The organism is Ulvibacter sp. 2305UL32-6 (assembly GCF_058148545.1).
Window position 1 is genome coordinate 57,562 of sequence record NZ_JBYVKA010000001.1, and the last position, 17,683, is coordinate 75,244.

Here is a 17,683-nt window from a genome sequence, read left to right on the forward strand (position 1 = left end):
ATTTACCTCCGTAGAACCGAAAGTGGTTACTGTTTAATTGCGTGCAAAGCTACAACTATTAAATGAGATGATTATAAATTTCTTTTAGTAAAACCCTTCGGAATATATAGTTTATCTAAATCGTAGAAGCTAATAAAGACTAAGATGGGATCTTTGAGTCCGTCATACATGACTTCATACACATCTACCAATGCCACGCCGCTTAGGCCGTTTTCACTTTTATAGCCACAGCAACTTCCTCTTCGGTGAAAGCTTAACTCCTCTCCGTTGGGACCTGCAAGCGAAGCCAAATATCTACGTTGATTTACCGCGCTGCGACCGCCAATTTTAACTGGAAATTTCCCTTTTAGACCATATTCCTCATTCTGCGCATAGTCAGTCACATCAACAAAGGGTTCATAATCACTCGACATTTGTGTAGGGTTGCTTGTAGAACTTAAAATAGTAGGACCTTTCTTTGCTCCGCACGAAGCAAGTAGAAAGAGACAAATAACAGACAAAAGGACGTTTTTCATAAAAGTAGTTTGCTCAAAGCTACTACTTTTTATTTGGAGTCAAAAACAACTGTTGTAGCACAGCCAAGGCACCTATAATAAAGACGGCGGTCATCAAAATACCTGAGATCATCACCACATATTTCATCCATAATACACCGTTCCACATAAGGTAGATTCCGCCAAAAGTGAGTAGAATTGAGAGAAACGGTTCAATCATTAAAAATCCTTTAAGTTTTTTCGGAAGAGACGTCAATGCAATAAGACCACCCAACATAAAGAAAATGAACGACATCGATAAAATGTGAGTATGGATGATGGTAAGCATCTCCCGTTCCCCTTTTTTGAATTTCATAACCGATAGATCCTCTGTGTCCTCATTTCCGAGGTAATTCTCTTCAATACCATCGGGTGCTGCCGATTCTGTTTGACGAACAAATAACAAACCTGTGATATACCCTACACTCAATACGAATACAAAAGCCGCAATAAAGATCTTTACTTGCTTCGGAAAAGTATGTATTAAACCGTGTAGCTGCATTTAGATCTGTTTTGAAGCTGTTAAATAGCTAATATCTTTTAAAAGCTCATTCATTGCCTTGGTCATAGATTGCACCGATATAGTCGCACCACTAATAGGTATGATCTCCTGGTTGTAACGAAGGGGCTTTCCACCAACTGTTGCTCCCGTAAATTGACGAAGCCAGCGTTTACTACCAATCTCACCACCGTATTCCTCGCGATATACCAACACTTTACTTTTTGTAATGATCCAGTTTGTGTCAAATAGCACTAAATAATCATAGGTCGCTGTTTTACTAGGCGCATTGCCAATATAACCGTAACCTATGTGTTTTTCTTCGGAAACGATCTTAAAGAAATTATCTTCTGAAAAAAGGGTTGAAGTTTCTTTATTAGCAGCTTCGGAAACAACGATCATTTCTTTTTGAAAATTATCTGTTCCTAAAAACTTTGAAATAGCCACGTTAGCCTTTTTTTCGATCTTTTCAGGTACCGAAAATGCAATTAAAGAAAAACAAATGATCGCTAACAAGAAAACATTTCTAATCATAGTACAAAGTTATTTATTAATTCGATAAAGCTATCTTCCTACGAAGCGATTGGCTCCAATAAAACATCAGATTAAAACCAAACTCCTATTCCGAAGTTCAATCGATTTGCAACTTCCCCATTCTCAACATTGTTATCACGAATTTGGTAGTCACCTTTTACCACAACACCTGGTGCAATATGATAACTCAAACCTGCCGTGATATCGGTGCGATTATAAGCATCATTTCGAGCTAGATCCCCGTCAGTTTGAGCATGTGTATCGTAATTTTCATAACGCGTAAAAGCAAAAAGTCTTTGTTTTGCTCCTACTGGCAATAGATTAAAAGCACCTTCAACATAGTAACCCTGTAAAGCACTTCCTAAATCTCTTCCGGTCAAAGCATTATAATCTTCGGTATCACTAAGGGCGGCGTAAATAAACTGACCTCGGGCTGTAAACCTTCCAACGCCATAGCGCGCATCAAAACCAACCATCGAAATACCAATATTAGCACCGTCAAGATCCTCTATTTCGTCTGCAGCTTGCGTTTTTCCGAAGTAACCTGCTAATCCCAAACGCAATCCTGGAAGTCCGTAATAATCAATTTTGGTCGATAAGGTGGGCGAATCGACGGTCGACTTAATTCCTTTTTGGCGTCCGCCACGAAGTCCGCTACTTCCTCCAAGAAATCCACTGACACTTTCGTCACCATCGGCTTGTGTCGATTTAAAACCATTAAAAATATATGCTTGATAACTTAAAGATGCTTCTGGTAATCTTCCTGTAAGTCCTACACCTAATTCGCGCCATGTGGTAGGAATGATACTATTATCTACCGCTGGTCGCTCTACACCATTAAAGGTAGTAGGTTCGTGAAATTCATTTACGATACCCATGGGTATTAGCATCAATCCACCACGTAAACTGATATTATCACTCACACTATAATTTACAAATGCTTGCTCAACAAATACCTCCTCTACGTGCTCCAGTTCGATCTCGGTAACAAACTGTGTTTTTTCATCAAACTTATATCCTACCAATAGCACCAAACGTTGAACGTCTAGTTCACCATTATCTCCTTCTGGTTGATTATAAGTTGCTTCGGCATAACCTCCTAAGGTTACTGCTTTTCCGTAGTTCCCTGAGAGAATTCGCTGGGCAGCATTAAGTTGATTTTGCGGATTAATAATTGAATCTTGACTCGTTTGAGCAATAAGATTACTCGTGATTACCGCAAGGGCTAAGAATATGAATTTCTGCATTTCTAAACTTATTTAGACTGAATATAAATAGATTTTTATTTCAGCTGCAAAAATACTTTCTCATCTTGGTTTACACAAGATTATTTAGAATATATTTAAATAAAACTATTTGGTCGACATTTGAAGCTCATCACGATATTGCAACCGCACCAAACTAGCCCATTGCAGAAGCAATTTTTTGTCGTCATCCTCTAGCTTTCCATGGATCCAGGTATACGAATCTAAAGGCATCTCACCGTCTTCTACCATCTCGATCAACTCTTCGAGTTTGTGATCTTTTTTCTTTACTGAATATTCACTCCATGCAGAAACATTAAAGTGTTTTTTTCCACCCTTTATATGGTCTGCAAGCCAATATGAGGCTGGAGCGATCTCGCTATACCACGGGTATTGTGTTTGATTGCTATGACAATCATAGCATTGCTCTTTTAAGATAGTTGCCACTTGCACCGAAGGCTTGGTTTCATTTTCAAAAGCCATGACGCTTTCGTAGCCACCTTCATTTTTATTCGGACGAATAAACTGTATGATAATAAATGCGGCTAGGGCAATGATTAAAAAGTATTTTAAGATTTTCATAAGACTACTTTTTTAGGGATTTCAAATACAAAATTACAGCTTTTCTAATATCATGTCCTGATTCTGTGCTTTTTGGCTCATAAACTTTTAACACGCCAGGGTTTTCGGGTGTTAAAAATGGTATATCATAACCTTTCATTAAGAAGTCGCTCGTTGCGACCACATACGTTTTCGTGTCGTCAATAGGGTTTCCTTCTACCAACCACCCTCCATTCGGACTTTCAGAAATATTGTATCGCTGCAAATAAGCCCCTGTTCCTCCTGCGTCTTTTCCGTAGTCTAAAACTTGCTTTAAGAGCTTCCCTGTCATATCAACACGTAAAACACTGCCACCAAAAGGCAAAACCCTAAAAATATCAATACTTGTTACTTGTCCGTCTAACATGTCATCCAATCGCATCGAACCGCCATTTAATATCGCAACCTCAGCAGGTACGTCAAATGAACGAACCATGGCCGCCGTAAAAATATCTCCCAAATTAGTTTGAATTCCACGATTTGCACTATCGGTTCCGTCCAAAGGCGTTGTAGCATAGTGAATCACTTCATTCGGATTTTCAATAACCTGTTTGATACTCGAATTCAAAATATCTTGCCATTTATCGGTAATTTGTTGCACTACAGGATTTGAGGCTACAGTATCATCAATAGGCATTAGATGCGAATCAACAGTAACATCTTTTGTCTTTGTGTTGTACGTAATAGTATGAATATAAATTGTCTTTGCGTTCGCATCGGCTTTTGCAATTACTCCATTCTTTGTAGGAACGAGCATATTATTGTGCTCGTGCCCTCCCATGATCAGTGGTAATTTAGGAAGGAGTCGAGCCACTTCTCTATCCTGTTCTAAAGCAAGGTGTGTAAATCCAAATACAACATCGCTTGTCTTTTCTAATTCAGAATAGGCCCGTTGTGCAGCCTCATAGATATCTTCATAAAATACATAATCTTGTGGGTTTGAAGGTAAAGTCACGCTCACAAAGCCCAATTTTACTAGCTTTCCAGCTTTATTTGAAACTGTGACAACATGTGTCTCCGGAATAGGCACCGGCGCAAAACTACCTTCCACTACAAAAGGTTTAGGGCCGTCTTCCGTAACTTGTTTTACATTGGCAGTGACCCACGGAAAAGTAGATTCATTCAATCGTTTTTGGAGGTCTTCTTCGGAAATATCAAACTCGTGATTTCCAAAGGTCACTAGATCAAATCGCATGGCATTCATGATCTCGATCATTTGACGCCCGCGTACACGTTCTCCATTCACTTTCAGTGCTCCTAGTAAAGAGGGATTCAAAAAGTCACCCGCTAGAAATAAATAGGTACTTGGCTCTACAGCCTTTACTGAATCAACCACATGTGCCACACGTGCCATTCCGCCGTATTTACCACCACTCAAAGGGGCAATTTCATAAACATCATTTACCTGAATAAACTTGAACGTCACTTCATCTTCCGACGCATTAGGAACAACCGGCGCAGTTGTTTTACATGCCGTTAGCACCATAAATAGTAGTGACAGTAAAAATAGACTTCGTTTCATACTAGTGATATTTAGTGAATATTTTAGTAGCTTCATTATGTGCGCTCTCGAAAGACATAGGGTTAATGTTACTATCTACCTTATTGGTGGTAAAATAACTCAACATTTTTTCGGTTGGCATATTTCCTGTGAGTTCATCCTTAGCCATTGGGCAACCTCCAAAACCTTGAATGGCACCGTCAAAACGTCTACAACCGGCTTTATAAGCAGCGTCTATTTTTTCATGCCATGCAGTTGGTGTTGTATGTAAGTGAGCGCCAAACTCTATATCTGGATACTTTATAATTAATTCAGAAAAAAGATACGTGATAATGTCTGGCGTTGAGGAGCCAACGGTATCGCTAAGAGACAAGATCTTTACGCCCATAGCAGAAAGCTTTTCTGCCCATTGACCAACAATATCAACATTCCAGGGATCTCCATAAGGATTTCCGAAGCCCATAGAAAGATACGTAACCACTTCTTTATTATTTGCTGCCGCTAATGCTAAGATCTCTTGAAGTAATTCTATAGACTGGGCTATGGTTTTATGCGTATTTCGCATTTGAAAGTTTTCTGAAATAGAAAAAGGATAGCCTAAATATTGAATTTCCGAATGTTGCACAGCAGCTTCTGCTCCTCGTAAGTTAGCTACAATGGCTAATAATTTACTATTGGTCTGTGAGAGATCTAATTTGGAGAGTACTTCGGCGGTGTCTTGCATCTGCGGAATCGCCTTTGGTGAGACAAAACTTCCGAAGTCAATGGTATCAAAACCACAGCGCAGTAATGACTGGATATACTGTACCTTTTGCTCCGTGGGAATCCAATCTTTTATGCCTTGCATGGCATCGCGCGGACACTCTATTATCTTTACTTTTTGCATTACCTCAAATATACAATTAAGATTGAAGACTAAAGATTCAAAATTCTAGAATAAGCAACCTATAATGATCCTAATATTCCAAACACCGTCTCTTATGGCATCAGTATAAAAACAGCGATTCCTACAAAGACAATAATTTGTAGCCATTTCATAACCAACCCTACACCCTTATGCCTTAGAGTATATTTGGAAATAGTCCCCGCTAAAATGGCGATAGCAGAAAAAACAACAAATGAGACCAACATAAAAATACCACCAAGAATAAAAAATTGAAGCACAGTACTATCATCATTGGTATTCCAAAGAAATGCTGGAAAAAAAGCGAGAAAGAATAGCATGACCTTTGGGTTGAGCAAGTTCATGACCACACCGCGCTTAAATAGTGAGAAGAGGGATTTCTTAGGTGCATTTTCAGAAAGAACGATTGATGGATCACTGCGAAAAACGCGATACGCCAAATATAAAAGATATACCGCGCCAATCACTTTTATAGCATAAAACAGCCCTTCCGAAGCCGTTATCACAGCAGAAATTCCGAAGGCCAGCAAAGCCGTGTGAACAATACATCCACTAATTAAACCAGCAGTGGTGGCAATCCCGCTTTTAACACCATTAGCAAGCGACTGACTCAATACAAAGATATTATCGGGCCCCGGCGATAGAGCTAAAAGCAAAGTTGCTATGGAAAATGAAATTAGACTTTCGAACATATTAACTGCTTTTCAAAATAGCGGTATTGATGTCTTTAATAAGTTTCGGCCCTTCATAAATAAAGCCGGTATATAGTTGTACTAAGCTTGCGCCTGCAGATAATTTTTCAAGCGCATCTTCTGAACTGTGAATTCCGCCAACTCCAATTATAGGGAACGCGCCCTTACTTTGTTCATGTAAGAATTTAATGACTTCTGTAGATCTATGTTTAAGTGGTTTTCCACTCATGCCACCTGCTTCTTTTTTATTTTCAGAAGTGAGACCGTCCCGCGATATCGTAGTATTTGTAGCTATTACACCATCTATTTTAGTTTCGGCAACAATATCAATGATATCTTGTAATTGCTCGTTGGTAAGATCTGGAGCTATTTTTAACAAGATCGGTTTTCTTGTAGGCCGCTGGTTGTTATTATCCTGAAGGGTTTGCAATAGCGCAGTGAGCGGCTCTTTATCTTGTAATGCACGAAGATTAGGAGTGTTTGGAGAACTTACATTAACCACAAAATAGTCGACATGATCAAAAAGTGCTTCAAAACATATAACATAATCATTTACTGCGTCTTCATTAGGAGTCACTTTATTTTTTCCAATATTACCACCAATAAGCACCTTTCCATGATTAGCTTTTAAGCGCTCAACAGCTTCAGCAACGCCACCATTATTGAACCCCATCCGGTTTATAATTGCACTATCGCTTTGCAGTCTAAATAAGCGTTTTTTAGGGTTTCCTGCCTGAGGTTTGGGAGTTACTGTGCCTATTTCGATAAAACCAAATCCGCAATTAGACAGTTCTTTATAGAGTTTGGCGTCTTTGTCAAAACCGGCTGCGAGCCCTACGGGGTTCGGAAATGTGAGTCCGAAGAGTTCTCGCTCCAATCGCTTGTCTTTTATTTGGTATAAACTTCGGAAAAGTCCGCCCAACCCGATCTTATTTGCAAACCGTAATAAGGAAAATGTAGTGTGATGGATCTTTTCTGGGTCAAACTGAAATAAAATGGGTCTGATAATAGCTTTGTACATGGGCTTCGGTTGAATGCTACAAAAATAACACTTAAGCTGTTAGAAATAAATGGAAATACGATAATTTATGAAGGTTCCACTTTCAGAAATCAACAAAATTATTACGTAACTTTGACCAAGATACACAACCTTTAAACACATTGTTTTGATAGATAAAGAACACCTTATTAAGCGCTTTATAAGCTATGTAACCGTAGATACCGAAAGTGATCCAGAAAGTGAAACTACTCCTAGTACTGCAAAGCAGTGGGACCTTGCCAATGCCCTAGTAACGGAATTAAAATCTATTGGCATGCATGATGTCACCATAGACGAAAATGCTTACATCATGGCTACTTTACCCAGTAACGTGGATCATGAAACTCCTATTATTGGTTTTATCTCGCATTTTGACACCACACCAGATTTTACTGGGAAAAATGTAAAACCACAGATCATAGAAAATTACAATGGAAAAGACATTGTGCTTAATGCAGCTGAAAACATCGTATTATCACCCGATGATTTTGACGATCTTTTGATGTACAAGGGAAAGACCTTGATTACTACTGACGGAACTACTTTATTAGGCGCAGATGATAAGGCGGGGATCGCTGAAATTATTTCGGCTATGGAATACCTTATTAATCATCCTGAAATAAAGCATGGTAAAATCCGGGTTGGTTTTACTCCTGATGAAGAAATTGGTCGTGGTGCACATAAGTTTGATGTAGCCAAATTTGGAGCCGACTGGGCATATACTATGGATGGTAGCCAAGTGGGCGAGCTTGAATATGAAAATTTTAATGCTGCTGGCGCCGTTGTAACTATAAAGGGTAAAATTGTTCACCCAGGTTATGCCAAGGGAAAAATGGTAAACAGCATGTATATTGCTACTGATTATATAAATTCACTTCCAAGACTGGAAACCCCAGAACATACCGAAGACAGACAAGGTTTCTTTCATCTGTACAGCATGCATGGCGAAGTAGACGGGACAAAACTGCAATATATCATTCGTGATCACGATAAAACCCATTTTGAAGCGCGAAAAGAAATGATGTTAAAACTGGCAGATGAACTCAACGAACAATATGGTTTTGAGCGTGTGTCTGTAGAAATTAAAGATCAATATTTCAACATGCGTGAAAAAATTGAACCTGTAATGCATATTGTTGATATTGCTGAAAAAGCAATGAAACAAGCCAATATTGTTCCTTTAATTAAACCTATTCGCGGCGGAACTGATGGATCGCAATTGAGTTTTATGGGACTTCCTTGTCCGAATATTTTTGCTGGGGGTCATAATTTTCACGGCAGGTTTGAGTATGTACCTGTGGAGAGTATGCAAAAAGCGATTGAAGTAATTGTTAATATTGCTCAAATTACAGCAAAGAAGTAATGGCAGACTTTTTGCTTCGTCTTTAATTCAGAACAACTGAATTAACAATTAACGTAACAACTTTATGAAAAAGATCCTTTTTGTCCTGGTCATGGGAGTTTCTGTGTTTGCTATTGCACAAGAAAATGACACTAATCAAAATGAATTGCCTAGCAAAAAACACGAATTACGCATCGATGTATTGGAGGCATTAGCAATACCAAATATTGAAATAAACTACGAATATGTGATCAGCAAGTATTCGGGTGCGGGAGCCGCAATTAGTTTTAGTTTAGATGATGGGTTTAGTGAATATCAGCAATACGCATTTACCCCGTATTATCGTCAATACTTCTTTAATAAAAAAGAATACGGCGCTCGGGGCTTCTTTGTAGAAGGTTTGCTGAAATTTGCTGGTGGTGATGATTCGTATGAAAACGACGGCTATAATGGCGATGATTTCCCTACAGATTTTACTACTGGTGGCGGTGATTGGTTTAATGCTGGAGTTGGTGTTGCCATTGGCCAGAAATGGGTGAGCAACAACGGCTTTGTGTTTGAGTTAAGCGTAGGAGGAGGTCGTTACTTATTAAACCCTGATTTCGGACCGGACGGCTTTTTTAGAGGCGGTGTTCTTGTTGGATACAGATTTTAAGCAATACATTTTAAAATAAAAAAGCCCAGCATTAAAATGCTGGGCTTTTTCTATATAATATGCTATGCAATCTATTTTTTTGCAGGCGGATTATTGAGTTTCTGGCTCATTTCCATAGAAAGGGCAGAACGCTCATATTTCAATTTCCCTGCGGAAGTTTCAATAACACAAGTACCATCATCACTCAGGCTCATAATTTTACCGTGTAAACCACTTTTAGTGACTACCCGATCGCCAACACCAATTTCGTTGACAAATTGCTTCTCCTGTTTTTGACGTTTCATTTGTGGACGTATCAAGAAAAGATACATCACAGCAAATAATAAAATGAATGGTAAAAAGTCTTGAATAGCTCCCATAGTTTTGAAATTCCCTTAAAGGGTTTTATTTAGATTTTACCTGCAATGGAGTTCCTGTTCCAGCAGCTCCTTCTTTAGCATTAACGAAAGCTTTGATTTGTAAAGTTTCTTTACCAGATTCAGTGTTTGCAGTTACTGTAACTGTTTTACTTACTTGGTTTTTACCACTACCGTTAAATTTAACTAAAAGCTCTCCAGTTGCTCCAGGAGCTACAGGTGCTTTAGTGTATTCTGGCACAGTACATCCACAGCTACTTTTTGCATCTACAATTACTAAAGGAGCATTTCCTGTATTTGTAAATTTGAAAATGTGTTCTTGAGGTGTACCTTGTTCAATAGTACCAAAATCAAAAACGCTTTCTTCAAAAGCCATTACTGGGTACTCTGTGTTCTTAGCATCGCGATCTGCAGCAGCAGCTACATTTTCTTCATTTACTTTATCAGCTGCATTTTCCTTGCAAGATGTAAATACAAAAGCAGATAGAATAGCTACAATTAAAAATGATTTTTTCATAGTATTACTTATTTATTGGTTTAAGAGGCGTAAAAATACTTATTTTTTTGTTTCTATCGAAGGCCACGTCCAATTTTATTCAATTTGTTGGCCGAGGTATAATCCTTAACTAATTTATCTAAGATTCCGTTGATAAAAATACTGCTCTTTGGCGTTGAGTATTCTTTAGAGATCTCAAGGTATTCATTGATGGTAGCACGTACAGGAATTGAAGGGAAATGCAAAAATTCAGAAATACCCATTTTTAAAATGATCATGTCGATATCGGCAATTCGTTCCTTATCCCAATTAGGCGTCTTACCTTCTATTTCTCCGTTTAACTCTGTTTCTGTTAATAGTACCTTCCGAAGCAATTGCAATGCATAGTCTTTATCTTCAACGTCTTTGTATAGATCTGGAACTAATATTTGCGTGGCATTTCCTTCCGATATTTTAGAAAGTACTTTTACCAAAGCCGTATTTACAATAGGATAATCATCTAACCAAGTAAGTCTTTTATCTTCAATATATTCGTACACCTTTTCGTTAGGAGCTATTACCTCTTTAAACAATCGCACTACAAAAGCTCGATCTGTTTTAAAGTCGGGATTGGGCTCTTCAAGATATTCCTTATACCAATCTAATTCGCGCAATTCGTTAAACAAAATGGCGAGATACTCATTATCTTGTATCCAGTAATTAAGTTTTTTATTGGAAAGAACCTCTTTTAACTGCGGACTTTCATCAATAAGTTGAAAGACGCGGTTGTTAATAAAATTCTTACTAGGATCCTTTTCTTCGGAAGTAGCCAAATGCTTCTGTTGTGATTTGAGCATGTGACCTTCAGCATGATCGCGCAGGGCAACCAATAATTGTAATAGCAATACGTATAGATCGTGCATTTGATCCATGCTATACAGTAAGAATTTTTCTTGTTTTTCAAGGTCCTGATGCGCACTGTGGTTAAATGCGTAAATAGATTGTAAGACTTTTACTCGAATATGTCTACGTGTAAGCATAGTTTCAAAGATCTTGTTAAAGATGAGAACAAAATAAAAAGCGCACAAGAATCTCTTGTGCGCTGCAAAGATAATGAAGTCACAGAAACTTCGTGACTATTTATTTTCGTTTTTACGAGTATTTATTCTTGCTTGTGCCACATCAAATGCCGCTTGATGTGTAGTAATGCCATTTGTTTCAGCAACACTAAGAATTTCTAAGGTTGTATTATAAATATTTTCGGTTTTTCGAATGATCTCCTGCTTTCCGTAATTTTCTAATTCGGCGTATACATTAATAATACCTCCCGCATTGATCAAAAAATCTGGTGCATAGACAATTCCTTTCTCTCGCAGTAACATCCCGTGCTTTTGCTCGTTAGCCAACTGATTGTTTGCCGCACCAGCTATAACTTTTGCCTTTAATTGAGTAATGGTATCGTCATTAATGGTTGCCCCTAATGCACAAGGAGCGTAGATGTCCATATCTTCAGCATATAGATTATTACCTCCGTAGATCTCGACACTATACGTATCGCGTACCATTTCTAAACGTTCTTGATTGATATCACTGATATAAACTTTTGCGCCTTCATTGCTTAAATGCTCGACCAACGATTCACCAACATTCCCAATTCCTTCTACAAAAATCACCTTATCTTCAAGGTCATCGCTTCCAAATTTGTACTTGGCAGCAGCTTTCATACCCATAAAAACTCCATAAGCTGTAATGGGAGATGGATTTCCTGCACCACCTTTTTCTTCTGAAATACCAGTAACATAAGGAGTAACCGTTCGAACTAGATCCATATCTGAGGTAGCCATCCCAACATCTTCTGCAGTGATATAGCGCCCACCCAATGAATGTACAAACTCACCAAACTTTAACATCAACTCTGGAGTCTTCTGTGTCTTTGCATCACCTATGATCACCGCTTTACCGCCACCAAGGTTTAAACCTGTGATAGCACTTTTAAATGTCATCCCGCGTGAAAGACGAAGCACATCATTTAATGCATCCCATTCGCTATTGTATTGCCACATTCTAGTCCCGCCTAAAGCAGGCCCTAAAACCGTATTATGGATTCCTATTATTGCTTTTAAACCAGTATCTTTGTCGTTGCAAAAAACAATTTGTTCGTGGTTATCAAATGATAACTGACCAAACACTGGGTCGATTTTATGTAAATCTTTTGGAGAAACTACTTCAGTCATTTTTTATATAATTTAAATATCCGCAAAAAGGACGGGCAAAAATAGCTGTTTGTTAGCAAATCCACAAAACTGTGGTTGCGAAATCAAGAATTTGTTAATAAGTTTCAAATTATTCATGAAGGAACTAAAGTACCTCAATCGTTATTTTTTAAAGTATAAAGGCAGGCTTGCTCTCGGACTTCTCGTAACTATTATCGCAGCAGTTTTTAAACTGTTCGTACCCATCATTATAGGAGATACCCTTAACAGTGTAGAGCAATATATCAATGGTGATGTCACCGATCTAGCTCTAGTAAAGGAACAGCTTCTCATCAATATCGCGCTAATAATAGGAACTACCTTATTAGCGGCATTGTTTACCTTTATCATGCGACAGACCATAATCGTGGTCTCCAGATATATTGAATTCGATCTCAAAAATGTAATCTATCAGCAATATCAGAATCTATCTCTGAGCTTCTATAAGAACAATCGTACAGGAGATCTTATGAGTCGTATTAGTGAAGACGTCTCCAAGGTTCGCATGTACACCGGACCTGCTGTAATGTACAGTACAACAACGATCACACTTTTTATCGTGGTAATAAGCTATATGTTTTATAAAGCTCCCATTCTTACATGGTATGCCGTAGCTCCCCTACCCGTCCTTTCTGTACTCATCTATAAACTTAGTATTGCCATTCATAAACGCAGTACAGTTGTTCAGCAATACTTATCGAAACTCACCACGTTTACCCAAGAAAGTTTTAGCGGGATCGCAGTGATCAAAGCCTATGGCATTGAAACGAGAACCAATGACGAATTCATTGCGCTTTCTGAAGGTAGCAAAGACAAAAATATTGATCTCGCTAGAGTGCAAGCCTTGTTTTTTCCTTTAATGATATTACTTATTGGAGTTAGCAACATCGCCGTAATTTATATTGGGGGAAATCAATTTATTGACGGAAAAATAGATTTTGGGACTATTGTTGAATTCCTTATCTACGTTAATATGCTTACCTGGCCAGTGGCTATTGTAGGATGGGTTTCTTCCATGGTTCAACAAGCCGAAGCATCTCAAAAACGAATCAACGAGTTTTTAAACGAAATACCAACTATTCAGAATTCTGTATTTAAAGACACGAAGATCATAGGTAAGATCACCTTTAACAACCTTACCTATACCTACCCAGACACCCAGATTACCGCACTAAAAAATGTGTCATTTACAGTAGAACCAGGCGAAACCCTATCTATCATCGGTAATACAGGTTCAGGAAAATCAACCATCTTAGAACTCATTGGCAGACTTTATGACGTTCCCGAAGGCGAATTACTAATAGATAACACCCCCGTTAAAAAAATAAATCTAAACAACCTAAGATCAAGTATTGGCTATGTTCCGCAAGATGCCTTTCTCTTTAGCGAATCGATAAAAAATAATATTAAATTTGGAAAAGAAGACGCGACAGATGAAGAAGTTATTCAAGCCGCCAAACGCGCCGCTGTACACAACAACATCATGGGCTTTAGTAAAGGATACGACACTATTCTTGGAGAAAGGGGTATCACATTAAGCGGCGGTCAAAAACAACGGGTATCTATTGCCAGAGCCATCATTAAAGACCCTGAAATTCTTTTGTTCGACGATTGCCTTAGCGCTGTTGATACAGAAACCGAAGAAGAGATCCTTCGTAACCTCAACGAAATATCCAAAAACAAAACCACGATCATTGTAAGTCACCGAGTTTCTTCAGCAAAACATGCAGACAAGATCATTGTACTTGCCGATGGTGAGATCATTCAGCAAGGAACCCACGACGAACTTACCCAAGTAGAGGGATATTATAGAGAATTATATGCCAAACAACGTACCGAAAAAGAAATGTAAATAACCTTTGGGATATTTACATTTTTTTTGGATTTTTGAGCAACCAATTAAAAACCAAATTATATGAGTGATCAGTACACGATGGATAAAGAAGAGATCTACAGTAAGGTAATGCGCGCCGGCAGACGCACCTATTTCTTCGACGTACGAGCGACAAAAGCAGGAGATTATTATCTTACCGTTACAGAAAGCAAGAAATTTACCAACGATGATGGGTCGTTCCATTACAAAAAGCACAAGATCTACTTATACAAAGAAGATTTCAGTGAATTTCAAGATCACCTTAACGAAATGATTCAATACATTATCAATGAAAAAGGCGAAGAGGTAATTAGTGAGCGTCACCAAAAAGACTATAAACGCGACGAAAACTTAGAGTCTGAAGGCCCTTCTAGCGCTCCTGAAGCTGGCACCATTTTAGACCAACCAGCAGCGAGTAATTTTACAGATATTGATTTCGATGATATTTAAAGAATATATCTTCTATTAAAAAATTCAAAACCGCTACGATTCTTCGTGGCGGTTTTTTTATCTTTAGCTTTTGGGCGTTTCTCAGACCCTCATTACATTCGGTCTGTGTCGCGCTTTCGGCAGTCGCTTCACGCCTTCTGCGTGAGAGCTTCAACAAAGCCTCAATCGCTAACGCACCAAGTCAAACCAAAACGTCAATAACAACGCATGAAACTATTCACCAACCTCTGTCTTCTCCTTTTTTCAATCGGTTTACTCGCGCAAGATTATCAAGTAGATCTCGACTATTATCTTCCTAACGATGTAAGCTATAATTCAAACATACCTACACCCAAAAGCGTTCTTGGTCATGAAGTTGGCGATTGGCACGTTACACATGATAAGCTTGCACAATATATGCAAGTCGTAGCAGCCTCTAGTGATCGCATCGCTATTGAATCGCGTAGCACTACCTTTGAAGGACGCCCATTACTCCTGCTTACGGTAACTTCACCTGCCAATCATAACAATCTTGAGAACATCCGTAAAGATCATATTGCCCTCACCGAAAACAATTCCTCAGCGCAAAATACTACGGCTATGCCTATTGTAGTCTATCAAGGCTTCTCCATTCATGGCAATGAGCCCAGCGGATCAAACGCAGCTTTAGCCTTAGCATATTATCTAGCTGCGGCTCAAGGCCCAAAAATAGACGAGCTATTACAAAATACAGTAATTCTTTTAGATCCATCGTTTAATCCCGACGGGCTCCAACGTTTTGCCTATTGGGCCAATATGCACAAGTCACAAAACATCAACCCAGACCCAAACGATCGCGAATACAGTGAAGTATGGCCTGGAGGTAGAACAAATCACTATTGGTTCGACATGAATCGCGATTGGCTTCCTGTACAACTTCCTGAAAGCAGAGCGCGTATCAAAACTTTCCACAATTGGTATCCCAACATACTTACCGATCATCATGAAATGGGAACTAATTCTAGTTTCTTTTTCCAACCAGGTATTCCCTCTAGAACTCACCCCTTAACTCCACAAAAAAATCAACAACTCACTGGAGATATTGCTAAATTTCACGCCAAGGCACTAGACAAAATTGGCAGCTTTTATTATACTGAAGAAAGCTTTGACGATTTCTATTACGGGAAAGGCTCTACTTTTCCAGACATTAATGGAGGAATTGGAATTTTGTTCGAGCAAGCTTCGTCACGCGGGCATGCGCAAGAAAGTGAAAACGGGATCTTAACCTTTCCGTTTACCATTCGCAACCAGTTTACCGCAGCGCTGTCTACTTTAGAAGCTGCAGTCTCTATGCGCAAAGAGATACTAGATTATCAGCGTGATTTCTTTAGCGAAGCCCGACGTGAAGCTACAGGCGGCGGCGCCATTGTCTTCGGTGATGAAAAAGATGCGTCCAAAGCATATCATCTGGCCGAAATACTACAAAGACATAAGATCAAATTTCACGAAGTAAAACAAGATTTCACTTCCAACGGAAAAAACTACAAAAAAGGAAGTGCTTATATCATTCCGAAGAATCAAAAACAACATCGCTTAATAAAAGCTATGTTTGAAAAACGAACAACATTTCAAGACAGCCTTTTCTATGATATAAGTGCATGGTCATTTCCTTTGGCTTTTAATCTCGATTATGATGAAAAAGCAAGCTTGAGTCAGGCAGGCCCAGAGATCACAGATCTTCAAAAGCCTAAAGGAGCCGTTCAAGGGATTTCGCAGTATGCCTATTTGATGGAATGGCATGATTACTATGCGCCCAAAGCGTTATATATGCTTCAAAAGAAAGGCTTAAGAACCAAAGTGGGTATGAAGAAATTTAGCTTAGGAGGTAAAGACTACGATTATGGTACCATCTTAATTCCCGTACAAAATCAAGCAATGACCGCAGCTAAAATTTCCGAAGCAGTTAAAGAAGTTGCTCTTGAAACTGGCGTAACTATTCATGCAGCAAGCACAGGTTTAACAAAGGGTATCGACCTTGGAAGTAGTCAGTTTCGCGCGCTTGAACTACCTAAGGTTGCTATGATCATTGGCGACGGAATCAATCCATATGACGCAGGTGAAATGTGGCATTTAATGGACACTAGGTATGATATGCTTTTGACTAAAATTGATAGTGATGATCTTCGTCGTGCCGATTTGAGCAGCTATACAGACATCATTCTACCTACAAGCTGGGGCGGTGGATTAGACAAGAGTTTGGCAGAAAAGTTAACCAATTGGGTAAAAGCAGGAGGCACGCTAATTGGCTATAAAAACACGGGGCGTTGGTTTAACAGCAATAAGCTCTTGGAAATGAAATTTAATTCGAAAGAAGACACAGCCAAAGCTATAACCTTTGAGCAAGTAGGTGATTACTACGGGGCTCAGGTAATTGGAGGCGCTATATTTGAAACTAAGCTTGATCGCTCGCATCCCATTGCATTTGGCTATAAGAATAGCACATTACCCGTGTTTAGAAATTCTACACTCTTTCTTGAAGCCGACAAAGAGAGCTTTAACAATCCTATTCGATATACCGAAAACCCCTTGCTAAGTGGTTATATTTCGAAACCAAATTTAAAAGAACTTGCCAATACCGCGGCCTTTAAGACTGATGGATTGGGAAGTGGGCAAGTAATTTACTTTACGGATAATAACAATTTTAGAGCTTTTTGGTATGGTACAAATAAACTACTTATGAACGCTATTTTCTTCGGAGATGAAATGTAATTTTTAA

General features: G+C 38.8%; 18 protein-coding genes. 5 read left to right on the top strand and 13 right to left on the bottom strand.

Annotated features, from left to right (window positions below):
* Positions 1-71: 71 nt before the first annotated feature.
* The 9 genes from ACY2RU_RS00300 to ACY2RU_RS00340 all read right to left on the bottom strand — a co-directional run bounded on the left by ACY2RU_RS00300 (position 72) and on the right by ACY2RU_RS00340 (position 7,528).
* Positions 72-515, bottom strand: coding sequence for a hypothetical protein (locus ACY2RU_RS00300; protein ID WP_490136402.1), 444 nt, complete (start codon positions 513-515; stop codon positions 72-74).
* A gap of 22 nt (positions 516-537) precedes the next feature.
* Positions 538-1,035, bottom strand: coding sequence for a hypothetical protein (locus tag ACY2RU_RS00305; protein WP_490136403.1), 498 nt, complete (start codon positions 1,033-1,035; stop codon positions 538-540).
* Complete coding sequence (locus ACY2RU_RS00310) at positions 1,036-1,566, bottom strand: FMN-binding protein (protein WP_490136404.1); 531 nt, start codon at positions 1,564-1,566, stop codon at positions 1,036-1,038.
* 71 nt (positions 1,567-1,637) lie between these two features.
* On the bottom strand, positions 1,638-2,813 hold the full coding sequence (locus ACY2RU_RS00315; RefSeq protein WP_490136405.1) for a porin: 1,176 nt from the start codon (positions 2,811-2,813) through the stop codon (positions 1,638-1,640).
* A gap of 105 nt (positions 2,814-2,918) precedes the next feature.
* On the bottom strand, positions 2,919-3,392 hold the full coding sequence (locus tag ACY2RU_RS00320; protein WP_490136406.1) for a heme-binding domain-containing protein: 474 nt from the start codon (positions 3,390-3,392) through the stop codon (positions 2,919-2,921).
* Between the two features lie 4 nt (positions 3,393-3,396).
* Positions 3,397-4,932: a bifunctional metallophosphatase/5'-nucleotidase gene (locus ACY2RU_RS00325; protein ID WP_490136407.1), complete on the bottom strand. Its 1,536-nt coding sequence runs from the start codon at positions 4,930-4,932 to the stop codon at positions 3,397-3,399.
* Between the two features lies 1 nt (position 4,933).
* Complete coding sequence (locus ACY2RU_RS00330; protein ID WP_490136408.1) at positions 4,934-5,797, bottom strand: hydroxymethylglutaryl-CoA lyase; 864 nt, start codon at positions 5,795-5,797, stop codon at positions 4,934-4,936.
* A gap of 92 nt (positions 5,798-5,889) precedes the next feature.
* Entirely contained in the window at positions 5,890-6,507 is a 618-nt protein-coding gene (locus ACY2RU_RS00335) for a LysE family translocator (RefSeq protein WP_490136409.1), read from the bottom strand.
* Between the two features lies 1 nt (position 6,508).
* Positions 6,509-7,528: a quinone-dependent dihydroorotate dehydrogenase gene (locus ACY2RU_RS00340; protein WP_490136410.1), complete on the bottom strand. Its 1,020-nt coding sequence runs from the start codon at positions 7,526-7,528 to the stop codon at positions 6,509-6,511.
* Positions 7,529-7,673: 145 nt separating this feature from the next.
* On the opposite strand from ACY2RU_RS00340, the gene pepT reads away from it, so the two are divergent.
* Both pepT and ACY2RU_RS00350 read left to right on the top strand, forming a co-directional pair.
* A complete protein-coding gene (pepT, locus tag ACY2RU_RS00345) occupies positions 7,674-8,909 on the top strand; it encodes a peptidase T (RefSeq protein WP_490136411.1) in 1,236 nt (411 codons plus the stop codon).
* Positions 8,910-8,973: 64 nt separating this feature from the next.
* Positions 8,974-9,543, top strand: coding sequence for a hypothetical protein (locus tag ACY2RU_RS00350; protein WP_490136412.1), 570 nt, complete (start codon positions 8,974-8,976; stop codon positions 9,541-9,543).
* A gap of 71 nt (positions 9,544-9,614) precedes the next feature.
* On the opposite strand, the gene yajC is transcribed toward ACY2RU_RS00350, so the two are convergent.
* From yajC to ACY2RU_RS00370, 4 genes are all read right to left on the bottom strand, one after another.
* On the bottom strand, positions 9,615-9,902 hold the full coding sequence (yajC, locus tag ACY2RU_RS00355) for a preprotein translocase subunit YajC (RefSeq protein WP_490136413.1): 288 nt from the start codon (positions 9,900-9,902) through the stop codon (positions 9,615-9,617).
* A 25-nt stretch (positions 9,903-9,927) separates the two neighbouring features.
* On the bottom strand, positions 9,928-10,416 hold the full coding sequence (locus ACY2RU_RS00360) for a DUF1573 domain-containing protein (protein ID WP_490136414.1): 489 nt from the start codon (positions 10,414-10,416) through the stop codon (positions 9,928-9,930).
* Between the two features lie 53 nt (positions 10,417-10,469).
* Positions 10,470-11,414: a transcription antitermination factor NusB gene (nusB, locus tag ACY2RU_RS00365; protein ID WP_490136415.1), complete on the bottom strand. Its 945-nt coding sequence runs from the start codon at positions 11,412-11,414 to the stop codon at positions 10,470-10,472.
* A gap of 96 nt (positions 11,415-11,510) precedes the next feature.
* Positions 11,511-12,608: a Glu/Leu/Phe/Val family dehydrogenase gene (locus ACY2RU_RS00370; protein ID WP_490136416.1), complete on the bottom strand. Its 1,098-nt coding sequence runs from the start codon at positions 12,606-12,608 to the stop codon at positions 11,511-11,513.
* Positions 12,609-12,723: 115 nt separating this feature from the next.
* Between ACY2RU_RS00370 and ACY2RU_RS00375 the strand changes: the two genes are divergently transcribed.
* From ACY2RU_RS00375 to ACY2RU_RS00385, 3 genes are all read left to right on the top strand, one after another.
* Complete coding sequence (locus ACY2RU_RS00375; RefSeq protein ID WP_490136417.1) at positions 12,724-14,478, top strand: ABC transporter ATP-binding protein; 1,755 nt, start codon at positions 12,724-12,726, stop codon at positions 14,476-14,478.
* 63 nt (positions 14,479-14,541) lie between these two features.
* Positions 14,542-14,949, top strand: coding sequence for a PUR family DNA/RNA-binding protein (locus ACY2RU_RS00380; RefSeq protein WP_490136418.1), 408 nt, complete (start codon positions 14,542-14,544; stop codon positions 14,947-14,949).
* 207 nt (positions 14,950-15,156) lie between these two features.
* Entirely contained in the window at positions 15,157-17,676 is a 2,520-nt protein-coding gene (locus ACY2RU_RS00385) for a M14 family zinc carboxypeptidase (protein ID WP_490136419.1), read from the top strand.
* Positions 17,677-17,683 lie beyond the last annotated feature (7 nt).